The organism is Pseudomonas sp. CFBP13528 (assembly GCF_005233615.1).
Taxonomy (GTDB): domain Bacteria; phylum Pseudomonadota; class Gammaproteobacteria; order Pseudomonadales; family Pseudomonadaceae; genus Aquipseudomonas; species Aquipseudomonas fluorescens_AM.
Map to the genome: position 1 here is coordinate 79676 of NZ_QGAJ01000016.1, position 21451 is coordinate 101126.

At 60.0% G+C, this 21451-nt stretch carries 18 protein-coding genes; 10 read left to right on the forward strand and 8 right to left on the reverse strand.

What is annotated here, in order from left to right; translation table 11 throughout:
- Nucleotides 1-144 precede the first annotated feature (144 nt).
- Together PspCFBP13528_RS23015 and PspCFBP13528_RS23020 are read left to right on the forward strand one after the other, a co-directional pair.
- Complete coding sequence (locus tag PspCFBP13528_RS23015; RefSeq protein ID WP_241669136.1) at nt 145-2343, forward strand: autotransporter outer membrane beta-barrel domain-containing protein; 2199 nt, start codon at nt 145-147, stop codon at nt 2341-2343.
- 151 nt (nt 2344-2494) lie between these two features.
- The gene (locus tag PspCFBP13528_RS23020) at nt 2495-2782 is read left to right on the forward strand and encodes a chitin-binding domain-containing protein (RefSeq protein ID WP_137201593.1); all 288 of its coding nucleotides are present in this window, start codon (nt 2495-2497) and stop codon (nt 2780-2782) included.
- Nucleotides 2783-2932: 150 nt separating this feature from the next.
- On the opposite strand, the gene PspCFBP13528_RS23025 is transcribed toward PspCFBP13528_RS23020, so the two are convergent.
- The 5 genes from PspCFBP13528_RS23025 to PspCFBP13528_RS23045 all read right to left on the reverse strand — a co-directional run bounded on the left by PspCFBP13528_RS23025 (nt 2933) and on the right by PspCFBP13528_RS23045 (nt 10394).
- Nucleotides 2933-6088 (reverse strand): hypothetical protein, encoded by a 3156-nt coding sequence (locus PspCFBP13528_RS23025; protein ID WP_137201594.1) that lies wholly within the window; start codon nt 6086-6088, stop codon nt 2933-2935.
- Between the two features lie 167 nt (nt 6089-6255).
- A complete protein-coding gene (locus PspCFBP13528_RS23030; RefSeq protein ID WP_137201595.1) occupies nt 6256-7284 on the reverse strand; it encodes an AbrB family transcriptional regulator in 1029 nt (342 codons plus the stop codon).
- On the reverse strand, nt 7277-8791 hold the full coding sequence (locus PspCFBP13528_RS23035; RefSeq protein WP_065949267.1) for a tripartite tricarboxylate transporter permease: 1515 nt from the start codon (nt 8789-8791) through the stop codon (nt 7277-7279). Before PspCFBP13528_RS23035 ends, PspCFBP13528_RS23030 begins: the two co-directional genes overlap by 8 nt.
- Before the next feature lies 1 nt (nt 8792).
- Nucleotides 8793-9257, reverse strand: coding sequence for a tripartite tricarboxylate transporter TctB family protein (locus tag PspCFBP13528_RS23040; RefSeq protein WP_137201596.1), 465 nt, complete (start codon nt 9255-9257; stop codon nt 8793-8795).
- A gap of 147 nt (nt 9258-9404) precedes the next feature.
- Nucleotides 9405-10394 (reverse strand): tripartite tricarboxylate transporter substrate binding protein, encoded by a 990-nt coding sequence (locus PspCFBP13528_RS23045; protein WP_162515436.1) that lies wholly within the window; start codon nt 10392-10394, stop codon nt 9405-9407.
- Between the two features lie 474 nt (nt 10395-10868).
- On the opposite strand from PspCFBP13528_RS23045, the gene PspCFBP13528_RS23055 reads away from it, so the two are divergent.
- Together PspCFBP13528_RS23055 and PspCFBP13528_RS23060 are read left to right on the forward strand one after the other, a co-directional pair.
- Nucleotides 10869-11540, forward strand: a complete 672-nt coding sequence (locus tag PspCFBP13528_RS23055) for a response regulator (RefSeq protein WP_065949264.1) — start codon at nt 10869-10871, stop codon at nt 11538-11540.
- Nucleotides 11533-12924, forward strand: a complete 1392-nt coding sequence (locus tag PspCFBP13528_RS23060; RefSeq protein ID WP_137201598.1) for a sensor histidine kinase — start codon at nt 11533-11535, stop codon at nt 12922-12924. The genes PspCFBP13528_RS23055 and PspCFBP13528_RS23060 overlap by 8 nt, the downstream gene beginning before the upstream one ends.
- Here the strand turns inward: PspCFBP13528_RS23060 and PspCFBP13528_RS23065 are convergent.
- On the reverse strand, nt 12918-13739 hold the full coding sequence (locus PspCFBP13528_RS23065; RefSeq protein ID WP_137201599.1) for an HDOD domain-containing protein: 822 nt from the start codon (nt 13737-13739) through the stop codon (nt 12918-12920). The genes PspCFBP13528_RS23060 and PspCFBP13528_RS23065 overlap by 7 nt on opposite strands.
- 37 nt (nt 13740-13776) lie before the next feature.
- Nucleotides 13777-14718 carry a folate-binding protein YgfZ gene (locus PspCFBP13528_RS23070; protein WP_101219198.1) on the reverse strand — a complete coding sequence of 314 codons (942 nt, stop codon included), beginning with the start codon at nt 14716-14718 and terminating at the stop codon, nt 13777-13779.
- Nucleotides 14719-14858: 140 nt separating this feature from the next.
- Here PspCFBP13528_RS23070 and PspCFBP13528_RS23075 point away from each other — a divergent pair, with 140 nt between their 5' ends.
- Together PspCFBP13528_RS23075 and PspCFBP13528_RS23080 are read left to right on the forward strand one after the other, a co-directional pair.
- The gene (locus PspCFBP13528_RS23075; protein ID WP_065949260.1) at nt 14859-15113 is read left to right on the forward strand and encodes a succinate dehydrogenase assembly factor 2; all 255 of its coding nucleotides are present in this window, start codon (nt 14859-14861) and stop codon (nt 15111-15113) included.
- The gene (locus tag PspCFBP13528_RS23080) at nt 15097-15543 is read left to right on the forward strand and encodes a protein YgfX (protein WP_101219196.1); all 447 of its coding nucleotides are present in this window, start codon (nt 15097-15099) and stop codon (nt 15541-15543) included. Before PspCFBP13528_RS23075 ends, PspCFBP13528_RS23080 begins: the two co-directional genes overlap by 17 nt.
- Here the strand turns inward: PspCFBP13528_RS23080 and nadB are convergent.
- Nucleotides 15512-17128 carry an L-aspartate oxidase gene (nadB, locus tag PspCFBP13528_RS23085; protein WP_137201600.1) on the reverse strand — a complete coding sequence of 539 codons (1617 nt, stop codon included), beginning with the start codon at nt 17126-17128 and terminating at the stop codon, nt 15512-15514. The two genes, PspCFBP13528_RS23080 and nadB, sit on opposite strands and share 32 nt — an antisense overlap.
- Nucleotides 17129-17589: 461 nt before the next feature.
- On the opposite strand from nadB, the gene rpoE reads away from it, so the two are divergent.
- The 4 genes from rpoE (at nt 17590) to PspCFBP13528_RS23110 (ending at nt 21441) form a co-directional block, all read left to right on the forward strand.
- Entirely contained in the window at nt 17590-18171 is a 582-nt protein-coding gene (gene rpoE / locus PspCFBP13528_RS23090; RefSeq protein WP_003172477.1) for an RNA polymerase sigma factor RpoE, read from the forward strand.
- 32 nt (nt 18172-18203) lie between these two features.
- Nucleotides 18204-18791, forward strand: a complete 588-nt coding sequence (locus PspCFBP13528_RS23095; protein ID WP_057723059.1) for an RseA family anti-sigma factor — start codon at nt 18204-18206, stop codon at nt 18789-18791.
- 16 nt (nt 18792-18807) lie between these two features.
- Nucleotides 18808-19767 (forward strand): MucB/RseB C-terminal domain-containing protein, encoded by a 960-nt coding sequence (locus tag PspCFBP13528_RS23100; protein ID WP_137201601.1) that lies wholly within the window; start codon nt 18808-18810, stop codon nt 19765-19767.
- A gap of 234 nt (nt 19768-20001) precedes the next feature.
- Nucleotides 20002-21441, forward strand: a complete 1440-nt coding sequence (locus tag PspCFBP13528_RS23110; protein WP_065949256.1) for a DegQ family serine endoprotease — start codon at nt 20002-20004, stop codon at nt 21439-21441.
- Nucleotides 21442-21451: the final 10 nt, after the last annotated feature.

The following is a 21451-nucleotide window of genomic DNA, read 5'->3' on the forward strand; positions in this document are numbered from 1 at the left end:
CCTGATACGTACCCTTGCCGCTTCTGAAAGCCAGAGTCGATGGTCCTTAAATCGCTTGGCTTGTTCAGTCACCGACTAGAGGTACTTACCATGGCTACTGAAACAACATTTTGTCTTTCCCGCTTATCGCTGGCTATCAAAGTAATGGCTGTGATGCCCATGACGTTCGTGGCCACGCAAGCCAACGCACTGAACATCTACCCAGGCCAGAACCTGGTTATAGACGGCACCTCGCAGGTCGATCGCTACGTCGTCAAAGAGGCGACCCTGACCTCCAATGGCGCGACGATGTTAGGCGTCAAGGCGCATGACTCCACGTTTACCATGAATGGCGGCAAGGTCAGAAATACCGCAGGCCAGGAAGTTGGCGTGGCGCTTTACGGCAGCAAGGGCACGCTGCGCGATGTCTCCATATTCAGTGGTGGGGCTCAAGGCCTGGTTGTCGGCACCCAATCGAATCGTGGCTCGACGGTGGAGGTGTTCGACAGCACCATAACCGGCGGCACATTTGGCATCGGGCTCGGCGGCGCCAGCACGTTGTTCTTGAGCAACACCCAGGTCAGTGGTGCAAACGCCGGCTTGAGAGCGTACGACGGACAACTCACCACCCAGGGCGGCCGGATATACGGCGGCACCAACGGGATAGTGGCGTATCGCTTGCCCACGATGGACAACCCCTCGGTGTTGAACCTCAACCAGACCGAGGTGGAGGGCGGCACAGGCGCCGCCATCCTGGTGGACTATCCCGGCGGTACCCAGATCAATATCAACGATGGCACTACCCTGCTCGGCGGCAACGGCAACATGCTCGAAATCGACCATGGCGGTGCAGCCGATGTGAATGTGTTCAACAGTGCCCTGAGCGGCAACGTTCAGGTCGGCAAAGACGGCGCCCTGGACTTGAAGATGGATGCCGCCTTCATGAATGGCGATATCGTCAACAGCGGCGGCACCGCTAACGTCGGCTTGAACAACGGCTCGGTGCTGACCGGGCGTCTGGACAATGTCGACAAACTGTCGGTCAACAGTGACGCCACCTGGGTGATGGTCGACGGGCAGCAGGCGCTCAACGCGCTGTCGATGAATGGCGGTAACGTCAAGTTCGGCGATTCGGGAGCCTTCTATAAGTTGGACGTGGCCAACCTGTCCGGCACGGGCGGTACGTTCATCATGAAGGCGGATTTTGGTCAGATGGCCGGGGACTTCCTGAATGTGACGGGCACCTCTTCCGGTGATCATCAACTGCTGATCGCCAGCACGGGGGCTGACCCGCTGTCCCAGCGCCTGCAGATGGTGCACACCGCCGACGGTGTCGCGAACTTCAGCCTCGCGGGTGGGCGAGTCGACCTCGGCACCTATTCGTATGACCTGGTGGCCGACAATCAAAACCATGACTGGTACCTTGACCCTGATAACAAAATCATCAGCCCGAGCACCAACTCTGTGCTGGCGCTGTTCAACGCGGCGCCGAGTGTGCTGTTGGGTGAAATGACCACCTTGCGCACGCGCATGGGGGAACTGCGTTTCAACGGCGGTCAGAGCGCCGGCTTGTGGACCCGCGCCTATGGCAACAAATATGAAGTGTCCAACGACAAGACAGGCCTGGGTTATAACCAGAGCCAGCGCGGGTTCACCCTGGGTGCGGATGCGCCGTTGGAGGCCGGCGACGGGCAGTGGTTGGTCGGTGTCATGGCCGGGCACAGCCAATCGGACCTGGACCTGAACCGGGGCAGCAAAGCGACCATCAACAGTTACTACATGGGTGGCTATGCCACCTGGCTGGACAGCGAGAGCGGCTTTTACTTCGACGGCGTGCTCAAGTTCAACCGCTTGCACAATGAATCCAACGTCGCCATGAGCGACGGCAAGAAGAGCAAAGGCAACTACACCCAGAATGCCACCGGCGCTTCGGCGGAGTTTGGCCGGCATATCACGCTGGATGATGGTTACTTCGTGGAACCCTATGGCCAGCTGTCGGCGGTGATCACCCAGGCCCAGAGCTACACGCTGGACAACGGTCTGAAAGCCAAGGGAGACCGCTCCAGTTCGGTCATCGGTGAAGTGGGCGTTACTGCCGGCAACAACATCCAACTCGACAGTGGCAGCATTCTGCAGCCCTACTTGAAGGCTGCCGTCAGCCATGAATTCGACCAGAGCAACAAAGTGTTCGTCAACGACAACTCGTTCAACAACGACCTGTCCGGCTCGCGGTTGAAGCTTGGGGCGGGTGTGGCGATGTCGGTCTCTCAGGAATTGAGCGTGCATGCGGACCTGGAACGCAGCGTGGGCAAGAATATCAAGCAGCCGTTGGGTATCAACGTCGGGTTGCGCTACGCATTCTAAGTAGCGCGGGTAACTGGGGCGGGCGCCTCCTTTGTGTTGAAGGAGGTGCGTTCCGTTCGTCGGTCAAGTTGCAAACCTGTCAGATTTGACAGTAGGCGGTTATTTGTTTTTGACGCTAACTGGATGGGCATTCTTTTATAAGGAGATTCCCATGCGTTATTCGTTCAAGAACACAATGATGCGGGCTGTACCTGGGGTGTTAGTGGCAGCGGGGATGGCCGTGCTGCTTGCTGCGTGTTCCAGCAGTCCTGAAAATATAGGCGTGGATGGTTATCCGAACCAGGATCCGCCCTGCACAAGTGCAGGCTATTTCAAAAGCGTATCGCCTGGCTGGTTTTACAGGTGCCGCTACGACCTGGGGAGCAACCGTTGGATAAAGTATCCGCAACAATGCCCGGCCGGCACGGAATTCAATCCCGCCACACGGAAGTGCGAATAACGTAAATGCTGCATCAATAAGCCTCTCTTCCGTACGGTCGAGAGGCTTTTTTGTTTGCATGAACAAGGATGCCGTGTGGCGTTGAAGTGCGTATTGAATAACGTCCGGGGACGTTCCGCGCAACATCGCCACTCGGCACCGTTTCTGCAGCTATGGAAGTTCTGCCACCAAAATATCATCCAGCGAAAACTCTGCCGGTGAGTACGTGCTTTTGAAGTAGATACGTATCGGCAAGTACTGAGAAGGCGCCCCGGCAGGCAGCGAGAAGGACAGGTCGTAGGTGTGCCACTTACCCTCGTGAATATAGACGAAGTTTTCTGACTGACTACCAAACTCAACGTATGTCAGGGGTTGGTAAGGGGACAAATCGACTTTCATTTTGAAACTGATACGGTAGGTTCTACCGCTTTTGATGAAAAAGGTTTTAATCACGCCCGGCGTTATAGCGCTAGCGCCATTGAGCTTTGCATGCCAGTAATTGTTATTATTGAAGTTCCGGATCTCGCCAAGCCCATTGACCAGATTGGCCCAGCCATTCCAGAAGAACACTTCAAAATCCGTGAAGTCAGAGAGGCGCAGCGCTTTGATGAGGTAAGTACTCGATGGAAAGAGCGTCGCGTCCGCTTCTGTTTTGCTGCCGGTATACCCCACTGCGGCCGTCACTTTAACCGTGCTGCCATCGGGGAGTGCGGTGAACCAACCGAGGTCCGCCGGCTCGCGAATAATCCCGTGTTCGGCCTGCTCTTGACTGATGAGATCGCCGTTCAGCAGTGTCAACGGTCTTGATGCATCAGTGCTGTGGCATTTGAGCCAGATCGGTTGGTCCTTCCTGCTGAGCAGCCACCTTGCCAGGTCCACCCAGCAGTAGTTGGTGCTGACTGTATTGAGGTCCAAGAGCGAGCCGGGTTTCAGACTGTTGAGTGTGGGCTGCGGCAGCGGGTTGCCGCCCGGTATCTCATCGAAGCCCAGGACTCGCAGGTTCAATACCCTTGAGTCACGGGTGGAGCCGTTGTTTGTTACGTGGTACTGAATGCGTAGAACGCTTTTGAGGTGGTAGGCCAGTACCCAGTTGGGAAACACAAATAGCACATAGCCCACACGTGGGTTGCCGTATTGAGGCTCAATGGTCGGCAGTGCGATACCGGGCCTGCCTGTCAACTCGGGTTTGATAAGATCCTTCTCAGACATTGCAAACTGCACTCGAATGGTCACATTCGGCGTGCTGTCGGCCATCTTTGGATCAATGGTAGCGTTTTCGTCGTCCAAGGGCGTGCTGTTATAAACCAACGGCGCGGGGAGATCATGCTCGATAATGATTTTCATGGGGACGATTTCCGAAGCCCGCGTTGCAGCGTTTGGCCGTACACGCTCGTAGGAAATATCCATCTGTTTATTGGGTCTGATGAAGTCAAGCTCCACCTTGAAGGGCAGGTCCCGACCTTCCCAGAAGATGTCGATTGGGAGGGGCTGTGAGGGTGCGGTTCCTCCAGGTGCATCACCCCTGGCATGCAGGATGACGGTATCCCCGTCTTTGATATCGGGGTTGGCGGGCACCCAAATGTTGGCTCTTTCGGACGTCCCTAGGTCGAACTCGTAGGCGGGCGGCGGAGCCTCGTCAACGTCCGGTGCGGGCAGTGCGGCATATCGCGCATCAATATAAACCGTTGTTATCGGAGAGCGATGCCTGTCGTCGGCGGTTATCGTGAAGTACCAGATTTCCAGGGAGCCGCCCATGAGCAGGGCAATCGGCACGCCCAGCCCTCGGATAAGCTCAAAGGACACCTTGCCGGAGCCGATTTTGTCTACCGTATTGTCGTAGTAACTATGACCAGGGGACTTGCCCAGCACATGGAGTTCGACCTGGTCGTAGTAACCGAACCCGTGAACTTCGATGTCGACGTGCGCTTGGGTTAGATCAGCAGGAATTCGTCCATTGACGGCCTCGCGCACTTCAGGCGCGCGCAGGCCCCCGGAGGCAGAGCCGGTTACATAGACTTCCGTGATAAAGGAGCCTAGATTCTTCTCGTTATAACGGATTCGTTCATATTGAAGGAAACTGCGGCCGCCAACGAGAGGCTCCAGGTCGATCACCGGGCACGGAATTCTAAGCAGTCGCGAGGCGGTCGATTGCAGTGGGGCTGAATTGTAGATTTTACTCACCGGCAGTCCAGCCGCCGTGCCGCTGAGGCGTACCCTGATCACATCGTTGATGGCATAGTTGCGAGGTTCGATCAAGACAAGGATTGTCACCTGCGCGCCAGTCACCTTGCTCAGGTCCAGTGTGCCGTCGTCGTCAGCCTCCAGGAAGTGGCAAGCTGGCAACAAGTCTCTTGACCCATCGTCCAGATAGACTTGGAGGTATTCGGCTTCCGACCAGCCGTCGGAAGGGTTGCCGACTTCATCTTCCACGCTGAACAGGCAAGGGTGAGAACCATTGCCGATTTTTAGCCAATCGCTCTGACACACTTCAATGACAATGTCCTGGTAGGTTCCAGCCTCTTCCGGCAACACAGTGCGCTTGATGGTGTGGTCACCGATTTTCAGGTGAATGACATCGCGTACTGCCCGATGATCGGGCGGGGGCAATGAAGTGTCGGCGGGATAGGAGGGAATTCCAACGGCTATGCACTTGCCATTGCTGAAGTCCGTCTCGGTGATGCCATCTCGCAGATACTTCGGATCAATGACCGGCTTGCGCAGGTTCGGGTTTACAGGGTGCGGGCTGGCCGGGTTCTCTCCGCCGGGCTGGCGTGTATCGACCTTAAGGAGGGTTCTTTTTGTTTCTCCGACGGCTTGGCCGAGGCGCGTCACTTTGATGTATGCGTAGACCAACCCATCGGAGATCACCGGCCGCGGTACGAACATGACTATCAATTGGTGGCCGTCAAGGTGTTGCTTCTGGATGGTCGTATGCGCAACGGGGTTCTTAAGCGTTCCCCAAAAACATTCCACATCGTCCAGCTCAGCCGCCTCCAGAAAGGGCAATAAGGCGAACAGCACCCCTTCCTCCTGCGACATTACCGCGATGCGGTTGATACCTGCATCAACACCCTGTACGCCCAGCGTGCGTGCCGGTATGTACAGGGTCAGGTCTGAGAGCGGCACTCTTTCGCCGGCCTTTATCAAGTTCAAGGTGGCATCGGAGGGAGGGGGGACCAGGTAACTCGTGTCGATGTGGGATCGCCGTGCAGACGGTGCCTTTTTTCTTTTCTCCTGCGCGCGAGGGATCGGGGCAGGCAGTGATTGCTGCTCTGAGTTGTCGGTCAGGTGTTGGCCGGATGGTGAAGATTCTTCATTGCTGTCCATGGTGAAACCCTCTGCAATCAGTGAGACACACGATGTCTACGGCCATTACGCAATGGCCGTAGCTGCGAAGAGGTGTAACGCGCGATGGGAGGCGCAACCAGCTGTGAGAGTTGACAGTGCCGACCAACGGTCATGGCCCGAATGAGGGGCATTCTCGCAGCGGATTGTCAGGGCTGGCGGTTCCAGTGTCGGAATAGCGGCTCGGCCAGGAATAGCACGAACAGCAAGCGCATCACCTGCATGGCCGTTACCAGGGGGACGGACAGTTGCAGTGTTTCGGCGGTAAGACTCATCTCGGCAATGCCGCCGGGCATCATGCCCAGGGTCAGCGAGCGCAGATCCAGGTGCGTCAGTGCACTCAGGCCCACGGCCGCCAGTGTCGCCAGCGCCATGGTCAAGACCGTGCCGATCAAGGTGCGGGCCATGAACGACGGAGCCCGGCGAAAGAACTGGCGGTTGAAGTGACAACCCAGGCCGCTGCCGATCAGCCATTGGCCGACCTGGCTACCGCCATCGGGCAGCCCGATATGCAGGTCGAACACCACACTGGCCGTCGCACTCACCAGCAATGGCCCGAACAACCAGGGGTTCGGCTGACGCAAACGCTGCCAGCCCCAGGCCACCATTGCGCCGAGTGGAAACAGCAACGCCAGCCACAGCCCGTTCACCGGCGCGGGATGAAACTGCGGCGCGCCGCCGCCCAGCACATACTTGAAGATCGCCGGTACACACAGCACCACCAGCAGCACGCGCAAACTCTGGCCGGCGGCAACACGGCTAAGCACCGCACCGTTGCGCGCGCCGAGGTTGACCATCTCGCCGGACCCGCCCGGCATGCTGGAAAAAAACGCGGTAGCGCGATCTTCACCACTGCGGCGCATCAACCACACGCCGACCACACTCGACAGGCTGGTGACCAGCGCGCCGAAAAAGATCAGCCCGAAGTGGCTCATCACCTGCTCGATCACCACCGGCGTGAAGTGCAAGCCAATGCCGATGCCCACCACCCATTGGCCGCATTTGCGCCCGCCGGGAATTTCCGCCAACTGCCACGGCGTCAGGCAACGCACCAGGATGATCGCCAGCAACGAGCCGACCATGTAGGGCAAAGGCCAGCCGACGAGGCTGGTCAGGTAACCGCCGGCCAGGCCGACCAGCGGTGTTCCCCACCACTGTTTAAAGGTGACGTCAGACATCGGCCACGGCACGACGCTGCAGGGCGCGTTTGCGGTAGATGCGCACCAGCGGGAACATCAGCATCAGCGCGGTCAGTACCCATACGCCAAAGGTGATCGGGCTCGACCAGAGGATGTCCAGCGCACCGTTGGAGATCGACAGCGCCCGGCGCAGGTTCTGTTCCATCAGGCCGCCGAGGATAAAGCCCAGCAATACCGGCGACAGCGGGAAATCGAGCTTGCGCAGGATGTAGCCGAAGATGCCGATCCCGACCATCAGGAACAGGTCGAACGTGGTGGCGTGAACCGCGTACACACCGATTGCGGTGATGATGGCGATCACCGGCACCAGCGCCCAGTTCGGCACGGCGAGGATACGGGTGAAGATGCGGATCATCGGGATATTGAGGATCACCAGCATGATGTTGGCGATAAACAACGACGCGATCAGGCCCCAGACAATGTCCGGTTGCTGTTGGAACAGCAGCGGGCCGGGCGTGATGTTGTACAGCGACAGGGCGCCGATCATCACGGCTGTGGTGCCCGAGCCGGGCACGCCCAGGGTCAGCATCGGCACCAGGGCGCCGCAGGCGGAGGCGCCGATCGCGGTTTCCGGGGCGGCCAGGCCACGCATGTCGCCCTGGCCGAATTTGCCGCTGGCACCGGCCAGGCGTTTTTCGGTCATGTAGGCCACGGCGGACGCCAGGGTTGCACCGGCACCCGGCAACACACCCATGATGAAACCGAGCAAGCCACAGCGGATGTTAACCACGAACACCGCACCGGCTTCCTTGAGGTTGAACATCATGCGCCCGGTGGCTTTGACCGCTTCCTGGCCGCGGTGGGTTTTTTCCAGCAGCAACAGGATCTCGCTGATGGAGAACAGGCCCAGCACCAGCACCACAAACTGGATGCCATCGGTGAGGTGGATGTTGTCGCCGGTAAAGCGGTACACGCCGCTGTTAGCATCGATGCCCACCGCCGAGAGGAACAGGCCGATCAGCGCCGCCACAAAGGTCTTCAGCGGCTTGTCACCGGCCATGCCGCCCAGGCACACAATCGCAAATACCATCAGCACGAAATATTCCGCCGGGCCGAAGGCAATCGCCCATTTGGCCAGCAGCGGGGCGAACAGCACCATGCCGCAGGTGGCGATAAAGGCACCGATGAACGAACTCCAGGCCGACAACGACAGCGCCACACCGGCCAGCCCTTTACGGGCCATCGGGTAGCCGTCGAGGGTGGTCATTACGGTGGAGGCTTCACCCGGAATATTGAGCAGGATCGAACTGATGCGCCCGCCGTATTCGCAGCCCAGATACACCGCTGCGAGCAGGATCAACGCGGACTCGGGTGGCAGGCCCAGGGCGAATGCGATGGGGATCAACAGCGCCACGCCGTTGATCGGGCCCAGGCCCGGCAACAGGCCGACTACGGTGCCGATCAGCGTGCCGCACAGCGCGGTGATCAGGTTGTACGGGCTCAGCGCGACGCCGAAGCCCTGGCCCAGATAGCCAAAAGTATCCATATCAGTTCTCCAGAACGTCAACGTCGAGCAGGCCGAGGGGCAGCGGCACATCCATGGCTTTATCGAACAGCAGGTACAGGCCGATAGCCATGAGGCCGACGATCACCACGCTGGGCATCCAGCGGCCGCCATACAGGCGCGCCATCGGGATGCCGATCAACATGCTGCTGAGGATGAAACCCAAGGATTCGAAGGTAGCGGCGAACACGAGCAACAGCGCCACGCAAATGCCGATCTTGACCAGGGTTTCGCGATCCAGCGCCGGTTCTTCTTCGGTGTGCCGGGTGGGTTGCGGACGAAACAGCATGTAGATCAGCGCCAGGCTCATCAGCCCAAGCATCAGCAGCGGGTAGGCGCGGGGCCCGACCGGCTCGTAGGAAAACGCCGCCTGATATGGCCAGGCCATCAGGGCGAGGCCGGCGCAGGCCAGCAACAGCACGGCGGCAAAAATGCGTTGTAAGAGCATAGAAAACTCCAAGGCCCCTCTTGTAGGATCGAGCTTGCTCGCGAAAAACTTCAACGATAACGCGTGCTGTCTGGACGCACGTGGATGTCCTTGGGTTCTTCGCGAGCAAGCTCGCTCCTACAGGGGCATTACACAAAAGAGGGGCGTTTACTGGATCAGGCCGAACTCTTTGGCCAGCACTTTGTAGTCAGCCACCTGTTTCTTCACATAGGTGTCCAGCTCCGGGCCGGTCATGGCGAAGGGGAACAGCTCGCGCTGGTCACGCAGCTTGGCGAACTCGTCGGAGGCCAGCAGTTTGTCGAACGCGTCTTTCCACCAGGCGTAGTCGGCATCGCTGACTTTTGGCCCGAGGTAGAAACCGCGCACCACGGGCCAAACGATGTCGTAGCCTTGCTCCTTGGCGGTCGGAATGTCTTTCATTTCCGGCTCGTCCAGGCGCTGCTCGGAGAACACCGCCAACAGGCGCATGTCACCGCTGAGGATATGTGGCATGGAGTCGGAGATGTCGGTACTGCCCACCTGGATGTGGCCGCCGAGCAACGCGGTAGCGATTTCGCCGCCGCCTTCGAGCGCGACGTAACGCAGCTCGCGCGGGTTGATCCCGGCCGCCTTGGCGATCAGCGCGGTTTGCATCCAGTCCTGGCTGCCGACCGTGCCGCCGGAACCGATCACCACGCTGCCCGGATCTTTCTTCAAGGCTTTTACGAGATCGTCGAGGCTCTTGTAGGGCGAATCACTTTTCACTGCGATGGCGCCGTAGCTGGTGCCCACCGCGGCGAGCCAGCGCACAGCGCTTTCATCGAAACGACCGAACTTGCCCTGGGCCAGGTTCAGCAACGAACCGCTGGACCAGGCCACCAGCGTGCCGGCATCCGCAGGGCGCTGAGCGACCACCGCGTTATAGGCCACGGCGCCCACGCCGCCTGGCATGTAGGTCACGCGCATTGGCTTGCTCAAGAGCTTCTGGTTGACCAGCGCGCTTTGCGCCAGTTTGCAGGTCAGGTCAAACCCACCGCCCGGGGAGGCCGGGGCGATGCATTCAGGTCGCTTGGGTTCGTCGGCGGCCAACAGGTGGCCGGCGAACAGCATGCAGCCGGCAGTCAGGGCCAGTTTACGCAGTGAAAGGGTCATGGTGATCTCCGTCTTGTTGTTATGAGTGGCTTACCAGGCGCTACTTAATCAGTGTGCGATGCCGTAGTTGACCCGCGGCGCGATGAGCCAGTACGGATCGTCATAGGGCACGGTGCTGTCGCCGGACAGGTGTAGGCCTGGCCAGGCGGCGAAAGGCCGGCAAGCGCGGCGGCACTGGCGGGAGCGGTGTGACTGAGGCGGGAATTATGAACAGGCGGGCAAGCCTGGGGCTGTGTCGACAGCATCGTGGTGCACTCCGTTATTGTTCTTATTTTGGCGAAAACGCGTCGAGGCGTTTTTCGGGCGCTACGGGTGAAGTAGCTCGGCGGGCATAAACCACCGTGGCTGGATGCTAAAGGGCGAAGCTTTCACTAACCTTTCAGTTGCCTTTCAATGTTTTCGGGCTTCACAGGGCAGGTTGCGCCTGTAAACTGCCCGCCAAAGCGTGGCGTCGACCACTCCTGAACGAGGTAGAAATCCATGCGCGTCCTCCTGGTTGAAGACCATTTGCAACTCGCCGAAAGTGTCGCCCAAGCGCTCAAGAGCACGGGGTTGACCGTCGACGTACTGCACGATGGTGTGGCCGCGGACCTGGCCTTGAGCAGCGAGGAATACGCGGCGGTGATCCTCGATGTGGGGCTGCCGCGCATGGAGGGTTTCGAAGTGCTGGCACGCTTGCGCGCCCGTGGAAAAAACGTGCCGGTGTTGATGCTGACGGCCCGCAGCGATGTAAAAGACCGCGTACATGGCTTGAACCTGGGCGCTGACGATTACCTCGCCAAACCGTTTGAACTGACGGAACTCGAAGCGCGGGTCAAGGCGCTGCTAAGGCGCAGCGTGTTGGGCGGCGAACGCCAGCAGGCGTGCGGCGTGCTGGTTTACGACCTCGATACGCGGCGTTTTACGGTCGGTGGCGAATTGATGACCCTGACCTCGCGTGAGCAAGCCGTGCTTGAGGCGCTCATTGCCCGGCCTGGTCGGGTGATGAGCAAGGAGCAACTGGCCTCCCAGGTGTTCGGTCTCGACGAAGAAGCCAGCCCGGACGCCATCGAAATCTACGTGCACCGCCTGCGCAAGAAGCTCGACGGCCAGCCCATCGCCATTGTCACCTTCCGTGGCCTCGGCTACCTGCTGGAAGCCCGCGATGCATAAGCCCAGCAGTCTGCGCTGGCGCCTGCTGTGGAACCTGGCGCTGCTGCTGGTGCTGCTGATGCTTGCCAGCGGCATGAGCGCCTACTGGAACGGTCGCGAAGCCGCCGACACCGCCTACGACCGCACGCTGCTGGCCTCGGCGCGCACCATTGCCGCTGGCTTGACCCAGGTCGACGGCACGCTCAGCGCCAACGTGCCCTATGTGGCCCTGGATACCTTTGCCTACGACAGTGCCGGGCGTATTTATTACCAGGTCAACGATATCCATCAGAAGCTGATTTCCGGTTATGAAAACCTGCCCGGCCCTCCACCCGGAACCCCGCGCACTGACGATTACCCGGCCTTGGCGCGGTTCTACGACGCTGTGTATCAGGGGCAGCCAGTGCGCGTGGTGAGCCTGCTCAAGGCTGTTTCCGAGCCGAACATGAACGGCATGGCGGAGGTGCGTGTGGCGGAAACCGACGAAGCCCGTGTCGCCATGGCGCGCAGCCTGATGGCCGACACCTTGTTGCGCCTGGGCATGCTTGGCATTGGCGCGTTGTTACTGGTGTGGTTTGCCGTCAGCGCGGCGTTGCGCCCGCTGGAGCGCCTGCGCACGGCGGTGGAGGAGCGCCAGCCCGACGACCTGCGACCCTTGCCGCTGGTGGAGGTGCAGGATGAGTTCGGCCCGCTGGTGCGGTCCCTCAATCATTTCACCGAACGCCTGCGCGGCCAGTTCGAACGCCAGGCGCAGTTTATTGCCGACGCCGCCCACGAGTTGCGCACGCCGCTGGCCGCGCTAAAGGCCCGCCTGGAACTCGGCTTGCGCGCCGAAGAGCCGGCCACGTGGCGCAGCACCCTGGAAACCGCGGCCCAGGGCACCGACCGTCTCACCCACCTGGCTAATCAGTTGTTGTCCCTGGCCCGTATCGAAAACGGTGCCAGGGCGATTGCCGAAGGCGGCGCGCAGCTGCTCGACCTCAGTCAACTGGCCCGGGAGTTGGGCATGGCCATGGCACCGCTGGCCCATGCGCGCGGCGTTGCCTTGGCGCTGGAGGCGGATGAACCGGTGTTGCTGCGCGGCGAACCGACGCTGCTCAACGAGTTGCTGAGCAACCTGGTGGACAACGCATTGGCTCACACACCACCGGGTGGCAACGTGATTTTACGGGTGACGGCGCCGGCGGTGCTGGAGGTCGAAGACGATGGCCCAGGTATCCCGCTGGAGGAGCGGGACCGGGTGTTCGAGCGATTTTATCGGCGCAGTCAGCAGGGTATGGGATCGGGCTTGGGGCTGGCGATTGTCGGGGAGATCTGCCGTGCGCATCTGGCGCAGATCAGCCTGCATGATGGCGCGTCGGCGGGGTTGAAAGTGCGAGTGAGCTTTATCGCCGGCGATCAATAGAACATTGAACGTGCTTCATCCAGCTCGAGGTGCAATTTCTCGCTGTCGGGGTCGACCCGCAGTTTTTTCATCGCCGGCACGTCCGTCATGTCGACTTTCGCCAGTGGATGTTCAGTGTTGCGGTGACAGAACAGCACGGCGATCTGCACCAGATCGATGTAATCGAGCTGGCCGCAGTCGCGTTCCAGGTTCAGGTACTGGCCCGGCAGTTTTGCCAGCATTTCCGGAAAGTCCCAGCCACTGAGCAACTTGTCGCCGAGTATCGGGTGGATGCTGTCGATCACGTGGTTGAGGCTGACCGGATCGGACAGCAACTCGTAATGGTCTTCGGCGTAGGTGAGGATCGGCAGCACGCCAATCTGGTGCACCAGGCCACCCAGGGCTGCCTGGTCCGGCTTGAGGTGGCTGTGCCGGCGACACAAGGCATAGCTGACGCCCGCTACCTCCAGGCTGCGGCGCCACACATCGCGCATTTTCTGCTCCACCACCTCGGAGCGGGCGTGAAAGATCTGCTCCATAACCAGGCCGATGGCCAGGTTGCTGCTGTAATTGGTGCCGAGCCGCGTGATGGCGGTGTGCAGGTCGGTGACTTCCTGAGTCGCCCTCAGCAACGGGCTGTTGACCACTTTGATCAGGCGCGCCGACAGGGCCGTATCGCGACTGATCACCTTGCTCAAATGGCTGATGCTGATCTCCGGGTCTTCGGCGGCCTGACGAATCTTCAGGGCCACCTCCGGTAACGTCGGCAGAACCAGGTCATCGTTGTCGATGGCCTTCACCAAAGCCTGTTGGACTTTTTCCGCCAGCTCGTTCATTCATGCTCTCTAGGGTGTTGCAAAAAAGGTGCGGCGATCAACGCTGGATCTCGCGATCGCGATCCAGCGCGTAGGGCAGGTCAAGCAACTGCAGGCCCGGGCCTTCCAGGCTGCCTAAGCGTACGTCGCCATTGTCGGCAGCTTCGGCTTGCAGCACGGCGAGAAGTTCAATTGACTGGTCAGCTTTTGCCGCGAGGACCACTTCGCCGATCGAACTGTTATGGCTGGGGGCAAACAGTGCGGTGCCTGGCTCCGGCAATTGGGCCGCTATCAGGCTCAGGCGGTACAGGCGGCGTTTGAGTTTGCCCAGGTACTGCATGCGCGCGACGATTTCCTGGCCGGTGTAGCAGCCTTTCTTGAAGCTGACCCCGCCCACGGCTTGCAGATTGAGCATCTGCGGGATGAACAGTTCGCGGGTCTGCGGCATCACTTGGCCGATGCCGGCGCGAATCTGGCCCAGCAGCCATTCATTCAGTTCGGCTTGCGGCAGGGTTGCGGCCAGTTGGCTGCGCAGGCTCTCGGTGTGCTCGGCGGGTGCCCAGAGTTCCGCGCGGCCCGGCGATACACGCAGGGCGATCAGTGTCTCGGTGCGCACTACGCTGTCGGTTTCGAGCGGTAAGGCCAGGCCAAGGGCGGACAAGGTCTGATCGGCATTCGCCAGGCCGAAACGCACCCAGGCGGCGCTTTCATCGGTGAGTTTGGATTTGGAGAACACCGCGTATTTCTTCAGGTCCGCCAGTTGCGGCTCGAGCAGTTCGCTGGCCATGGCCAGGAGCACGCCGTCACCTTGTAACAGGATGCGAAAACTCGACTGCATCCGGCCTTTTTGCGTGCAGCGCGCGCCCAGGCTGGCCTGGGTGTCACTCAGGTAATTGAGGTTGCAGGTCAATTGGCCCTGCAGGAACTTGGCAGCGTCAGCACCGCGGACGGCAAGAACGCCTTCGTGGGTCAGGGGGCAGAAGAAAGCAGAGTCGGCCATGGGTCATCGCAGGTTAAAAAGTCATAGGTGCATCATAGAGGGGCGCCCGGCAAATGCATAGTTTCCATGGGGCGCGACCAAAGCCGACTGTTCCGCTGCCGTCGGGCCTGTATACTTGCGCTCTATTTGAGGAGCGTTCCATGGTCGAAGCTGTAGAAATCAATCGCCTCTACTGGCACAGCCGTCGCGGCATGCTGGAATTGGACGTGTTGCTGGTGCCTTTCACCAAAGAAGTCTACGCAACGCTCAATCAAGTGGATCGCGACCTATACGTGCGACTGCTGACATGCGAGGACCAGGACATGTTCGGCTGGTTCATGGAGCGCGCTGAATCGGAAGATCCGGAGCTGCAGCGCATGGTTCGGATGATCCTGGATCGTGTCCAGCCCAAGTAATCGTTTCGAATGCCGCTGGCAGGCCTCGCGGCTGTTGCTGGCGGCTTATCTGCTTGCCCAGCTGCTCGCGCTGGGTGCCTGCCGGGTTGTCGACCTGCCTTTTGCGTCCCTTGGCCTGCTGGTATGCCTGGCCCATGCTGCGTGGGTGTTGCCGCGACATGTCTTGCTGACTCACCGCTCGTCGGTTCAGGGCCTGCGCCGCGATGAGGACGGCTGGCAACTGTTCAGCGCCGAGCGCGGCTGGCACAGCGTGCAGTTACGGCCCGACAGCCTGGCGCTGCCGCTGGTCGTGGTGCTGCGCTATCGCGTGCAGGGTGAGCGCTGGGTGCGCTCCATTTGCGTGCCTCGCGACTCGCAGACCGCCGATGTGCACCGGCGCCTGCGCGTACGCTTGAAGTTCAGTCGCCGTAGGTGGCTGGCACCAGAATAGTGTCGCGGGCCTCGGGCAGCATCTGCGGGTAGTCCAGGGTGTAATGCAGGCCCCGGCTTTCCTTGCGCTCCATGGCCGAGCGAATCATCAGCTCGGCGACTTGAGCCAGGTTGCGCAGTTCGATCAGGTCGCGACTGACTTTATAGTTGCTGTAGAACTCGTCGATCTCATCCAGCAGCAAACGCACCCGGTGCTGTGCCCGTTGCAGGCGCTTGTTGGTGCGCACGATCCCCACGTAGTCCCACATGAAGCGCCGCAGCTCGTCCCAGTTGTGCGCGATGATCACGTCTTCGTCCGAATCCGTCACCTGGCTGGCGTCCCAGCGGGGCAGGGCGGCCGGCACCGGGATGCGCGGCAGTTGTTCAAGGATGTCCGCCGCCGCCGAGCGCGCGTACACAAAGCATTCGAGCAGCGAATTGCTGGCCATGCGGTTGGCGCCGTGCAGGCCGGTGAAGCTGGTTTCGCCGATGGCGTACAGGCCTGGCACGTCGGTGCGGCCATGCTGGTCGACCATCACGCCGCCGCAGGTGTAGTGCGCGGCAGGCACCACCGGGATCGGGCCTTTGGTGATGTCGATGTTGAAGGTCAGGCAACGTTCGTAGACGGTGGGGAAGTGCGTCTTGATGAAGTCCTCTGGTTTGTGGCTGATGTCCAGGTAGACGCAGTCGATACCCAGGCGCTTCATTTCATGGTCAATGGCGCGGGCGACGATGTCGCGCGGTGCCAGCTCGGCGCGTGGGTCGAAGCGCTGCATGAAGCGTTCGCCATTGGGCAGCTTCAAGTGTGCGCCTTCGCCGCGCAAAGCCTCGGTGATCAGGAAGCTCTTGGCCTGGGGGTGATACAGGCACGTGGGGTGGAACTGGTTGAATTCCAGGTTCGCCACGCGGCAGCCTGAGCGCCAGGCCATGGCGATGCCGTCGCCGCAGGCTCCGTCGGGGTTGCTGGTATAGAGGTAGACCTTGGCTGCGCCACCCGAGGCAAGGAGGGTGAAGCGCGCGCCATAGGTGTCGACTTCGCCGCTGGCGCGGTTCAGCACATAGGCGCCGAGGCAGCGCTGGCCGGCAAGGCCCAGGCGTTTTTCGGTGATCAGGTCGACGGCGACGCGCTGCTCCAGCAATTCGATATTGGGCCGTTGGCGGGCCTGGTCGAGCAGCGTCTTGAAGATGGCGGCGCCAGTGGCATCGGCGGCGTGGATGATGCGGCGGTGGCTGTGGCCGCCTTCACGGGTCAGGTGGAACTCGAATCCGCCGTCGTCGTTGCCTGCATGCTCATCGCGCGTGAAGGGCACGCCCTGGTCGATCAACCATTGGATGGCTTCCCGGCTATGCTCGACCGTGAAGCGCACCGCGTCTTCATTGCACAGCCCGCCGCCGGCATTGAGGGTGTCTTCGACATGGGATTGGACGGTATCGGTGTCGTCCAGCACGGCAGCGACGCCGCCTTGCGCCCAGAATGTCGAACCGTTGGCCAGGTCGCCCTTGCTCAGTACGGCAATGCGCAGGTGGCCAGGGAGGGTCAGCGCCAGGCTCAAGCCGGCGGCGCCGCTGCCGATCACCAGGACATCGTGTTGAAACTGTTGGCTCATTGAATGGATTCCGCAAAAAGCGATCCGGAGAGGAGGCGCAAGCAGGACGCCTGGATCGGCGAATCAAAGGGGCACACGGGCCACTAGTATATAGAGGGGTGGAGCGGCACAATAGCCAGGCATTCGTGGCATTGTGAGATTACGGTGCACAGCTTCGGTTACACAGCCAGTCAGCGAGCGGGAACTTTTTGCATAGGCCCCGACTCAATAGCAGGTTGCCCGAAAGCTGGGAAGACGTCGAGTTTATTGGCCCGTCGGGAGCATTGGACGCGTCAGAAGACCGACGACAAGATTATTCGCGCAGCCGGCGTTGCCTGAGCTGCGTTTTTCGTGTGTGCCAAATCAGTGCGTGCCGGAAACTTGCTTGAAGGGGGAGAACTTTTGCGAAAAGCCCGAGTCTATGTTTGCAAGCCTGATCGTTTAGTTATGCAAGCCTCCTTCGAGTACAACGAGGAGTGTTCATGCTAACCCAGGAAGAGGATCAGCAGCTGGTCGAGCGCGTACAACGCGGCGACAAGCGCGCATTTGATCTGTTGGTGCTGAAATATCAGCACAAAATTCTCGGGTTGATCGTGCGGTTTGTGCACGACACCCATGAAGCGCAGGACGTTGCACAGGAAGCCTTTATCAAGGCGTACCGTGCACTGGGCAATTTCCGCGGTGATAGCGCGTTTTATACGTGGCTGTACCGCATCGCCATCAACACGGCGAAGAACTATCTGGTGTCTCGCGGTCGCCGCCCACCAGACAGTGATGTCAGTTCAGAAGATGCTGAATTCTATGATGGTGATCACGGCCTCAAAGATCTCGAGTCGCCGGAGCGTGCGTTGCTGCGCGACGAGATCGAGGGAACCGTTCATCGAACGATTCAGCAACTGCCAGAAGATTTACGTACGGCGTTAACTTTACGTGAATTCGATGGTCTGAGTTACGAAGACATTGCGAGCGTCATGCAATGTCCGGTGGGGACTGTAAGGTCACGGATTTTCCGGGCCCGGGAAGCCATCGACAAAGCCTTGCAACCGTTGTTGCAGGAAAACTAAAGACAGCGGCGACAGCCAAGAGAGGAACCGCCATGAGTCGTGATGCCCTGCAGGAATCGCTGTCCGCAGTGATGGATAACGAAGCGGATGAACTGGAACTTCGTCGAGTGCTCAACGCATTTGATGATGCCCAAACCCGTGATACCTGGTCTCGTTACCAAGTCGCTCGGGCGGTGATGCACAAGGATCTTCTAATCCCTCGTCTGGATATTGCTGCGGCCGTTTCTGCCGCGTTGGCCGATGAAGCCGTTCCGGCAAAAGCTGCACGTGGTCCATGGCGTAGCCTGGGTCGCCTGGCAGTTGCTGCTTCGGTGACCGTCGCCGTACTGGCCGGTGTTCGTTTGTACAACCAGGACGAAATCGCGGGTGCCGAACTGGCCCAGCAGACGCAGCAGCCGGTCATGGCCGGTCCGCAAGTCAAAGGTCCGGCTGTACTGGCTGGCTACAAGGAAAGCTCTGACACCGCCGGCCCTATGGCTAACGGTGTGCTTCAAGGGCAATCCGGCTGGCAGGACCAGCGTCTACCCGGCTACCTGCGCCAACATGCACAGGAAGCGGCGGGCAAGAATGCTGAAAGTGCCCTGCCATACGCTCGCGCAGCAAGCCTGGAAAACCGCTGAACCGTTAAGGAGCCCTATGCGCGCCATACCGCTCCTTACGCTTTTGCTCAGTAGTTGGTTTGCACTACCCGCCCATGCCGATGAAGCCCAAGACTGGCTGACTCGACTTGGGCGTGCAGAGCAGCAGCAAAGCTTTCAAGGTACGTTCATCTATGAGCGTAACGGCAGTTTTTCTACTCACGACATCTGGCATCTGGTCCAGAAGGGTCAAGTCCGGGAGCGGCTATTGCAGCTCGATGGTTCTGCCCAGGAAGTCGTACGGGTAGACGGCCATGCCCAATGCGTCAGCGGCACACTGGTGGCCGGCCTGGGCAATACCCGTGACGGGTCGTCACTTTCCCTGAACCCGCAAAAACTCAATCAATTCTATGAACTGGCTGTCATCGGCAAGTCCCGCGTGGCCGGTCGTAATGCGGTTATCGTGTCGATCACCCCGCGTGATCATTACCGTCATGGTTTCGAGCTGCATCTGGATCGTGAGACTGGATTACCCCTCAAATCGTTGCTGCTCAGTGAGCAGGGGCAACTGCTGGAACGCTTTCAGTTTGTTCGATTGAATACGTCCGTAGCCCCCACTGATCGTGATTTGCAGCCCAGCAGCGAATGCACCCCTGTCGCGATTGTCCATGGCAAGGCAGCGCGAACGCCCGCTTCCAATGCGTGGCACCTGGATTGGCTGCCACCCGGCTTTGAGCTGACCGGGAATACATCTCGCAAAGATCCTCAGACCCAAGCCACCCTCGACAGCTTGATGTATGACGATGGGCTTGCGCGTTTCTCGGTGTTCCTGGAATCCACTGACGGTGCGAGCGTGTCGCAGACTCGCACTCAGCTTGGGCCTACGGTTGCGGTGTCCCGGCACTTGAATACGGTGGACGGCGAGGTCATGGTGACGGTGGTGGGGGAAATCCCGATCGGCACAGCCGAGCGCGTCGCATTATCGGTTCGCGGTGAAAAGACCGCAGCCAAACCATGAGTCGTTAATCCGGTGTTCATCTTGATCTTTCACTCTGCCCCCATGCCAGGGTGCCTGCCGAGAGCATGAAATGTCTGGATCAGCATTTTCACTTGCAAAAAATCTTTATGTTTTTTATAGGTCAGGGCTTCTCGGCCCTGGCCTTGTCTGTTCGCGGAACAAAAAATGCCGGTCGCGATTTTTGGCTTTTTTTGAACCCTGTCGCTCAACCCTGCTCGTCGTAACGGGAGCTGTATGTCGATACCACGTTTGAAGTCTTACCTATCCATAGTCGCCACGCTGTTGGTGCTGGGTCAGGCCGTGCCCGCGCAAGCGGTCGAACTGCCTGACTTCACCCAACTGGTAGAGCAGGCCTCGCCTGCGGTGGTGAACATCAGTACTACGCAGAAATTGCCGGATCGCAAGGTTTCGAACCAGCAGATGCCCGACCTGGAGGGCCTCCCGCCGATGCTGCGCGAATTCTTCGAGCGAGGCATGCCGCAACCCCGCGCCCCGCGCGGTGGTGGCGGTGGCCAGCGTGAAGCGCAGTCCTTGGGTTCGGGGTTCATCATTTCCCCTGACGGCTACATCCTGACCAACAACCACGTGATTGCCGACGCTGACGAGATCCTCGTACGCCTGGCCGATCGCAGTGAGTTGAAAGCCAAGCTGGTCGGCACCGACCCGCGTTCGGACGTTGCCTTGCTGAAAATCGAAGGCAAAGACTTGCCGGTGCTTAAACTGGGCAAGTCCCAGGACCTGAAAGCGGGCCAGTGGGTGGTGGCGATCGGTTCGCCGTTCGGTTTTGACCACACTGTCACCCAGGGCATCGTCAGCGCCATTGGTCGCAGCCTGCCAAATGAAAACTATGTACCTTTCATTCAGACTGACGTGCCGATCAACCCGGGCAACTCCGGAGGTCCGCTGTTCAATCTGGCGGGCGAGGTGGTAGGGATCAACTCGCAGATCTACACCCGTTCCGGTGGTTTTATGGGGGTATCTTTCGCGATTCCGATCGACGTGGCCATGGATGTCTCCAATCAGCTGAAAGCTGGTGGCAAAGTGAGCCGCGGTTGGCTGGGTGTGGTGATCCAGGAAGTGAACAAGGACCTCGCAGAATCGTTCGGTCTCGACAAACCGGCGGGTGCGCTGGTCGCGCAGATCCAGGATGACGGCCCGGCTGCCAAAGGTGGCCTGCAGGTCGGCGACGTGATCCTGAGCATGAACGGCCAGCCGATCATCATGTCGGCCGACTTGCCGCATCTGGTAGGTGCGCTAAAGGCGGGTAGCAAAGCCAAGTTGGAAGTGATTCGCGATGGCAAGCGCCAGAATGTCGAACTCACCGTCGGCGCAATCCCGGAAGAGGGTGCGACCCTGGATGCCCTGGGTAACGCCAAGCCAGGTGCCGAGCGCAGCAGCAATCGCCTGGGCATTGCCGTGGTTGAGCTGACACCCGAGCAGAAGAAGACCTTCGACCTCAAGAGCGGTGTCGTGATCAAGGAAGTCCAGGACGGTCCAGCCGCCTTGATCGGCCTGCAGCCTGGCGATGTGATCACTCACCTGAACAACCAGGCGATCGATAACACCAAGGAATTCACCGACATCGCCAAGGCGTTGCCGAAGAATCGCTCGGTGTCGATGCGTGTGTTGCGTCAGGGGCGTGCCAGCTTCATCACCTTCAAGCTGGCCGAGTAACCTTCCAGCC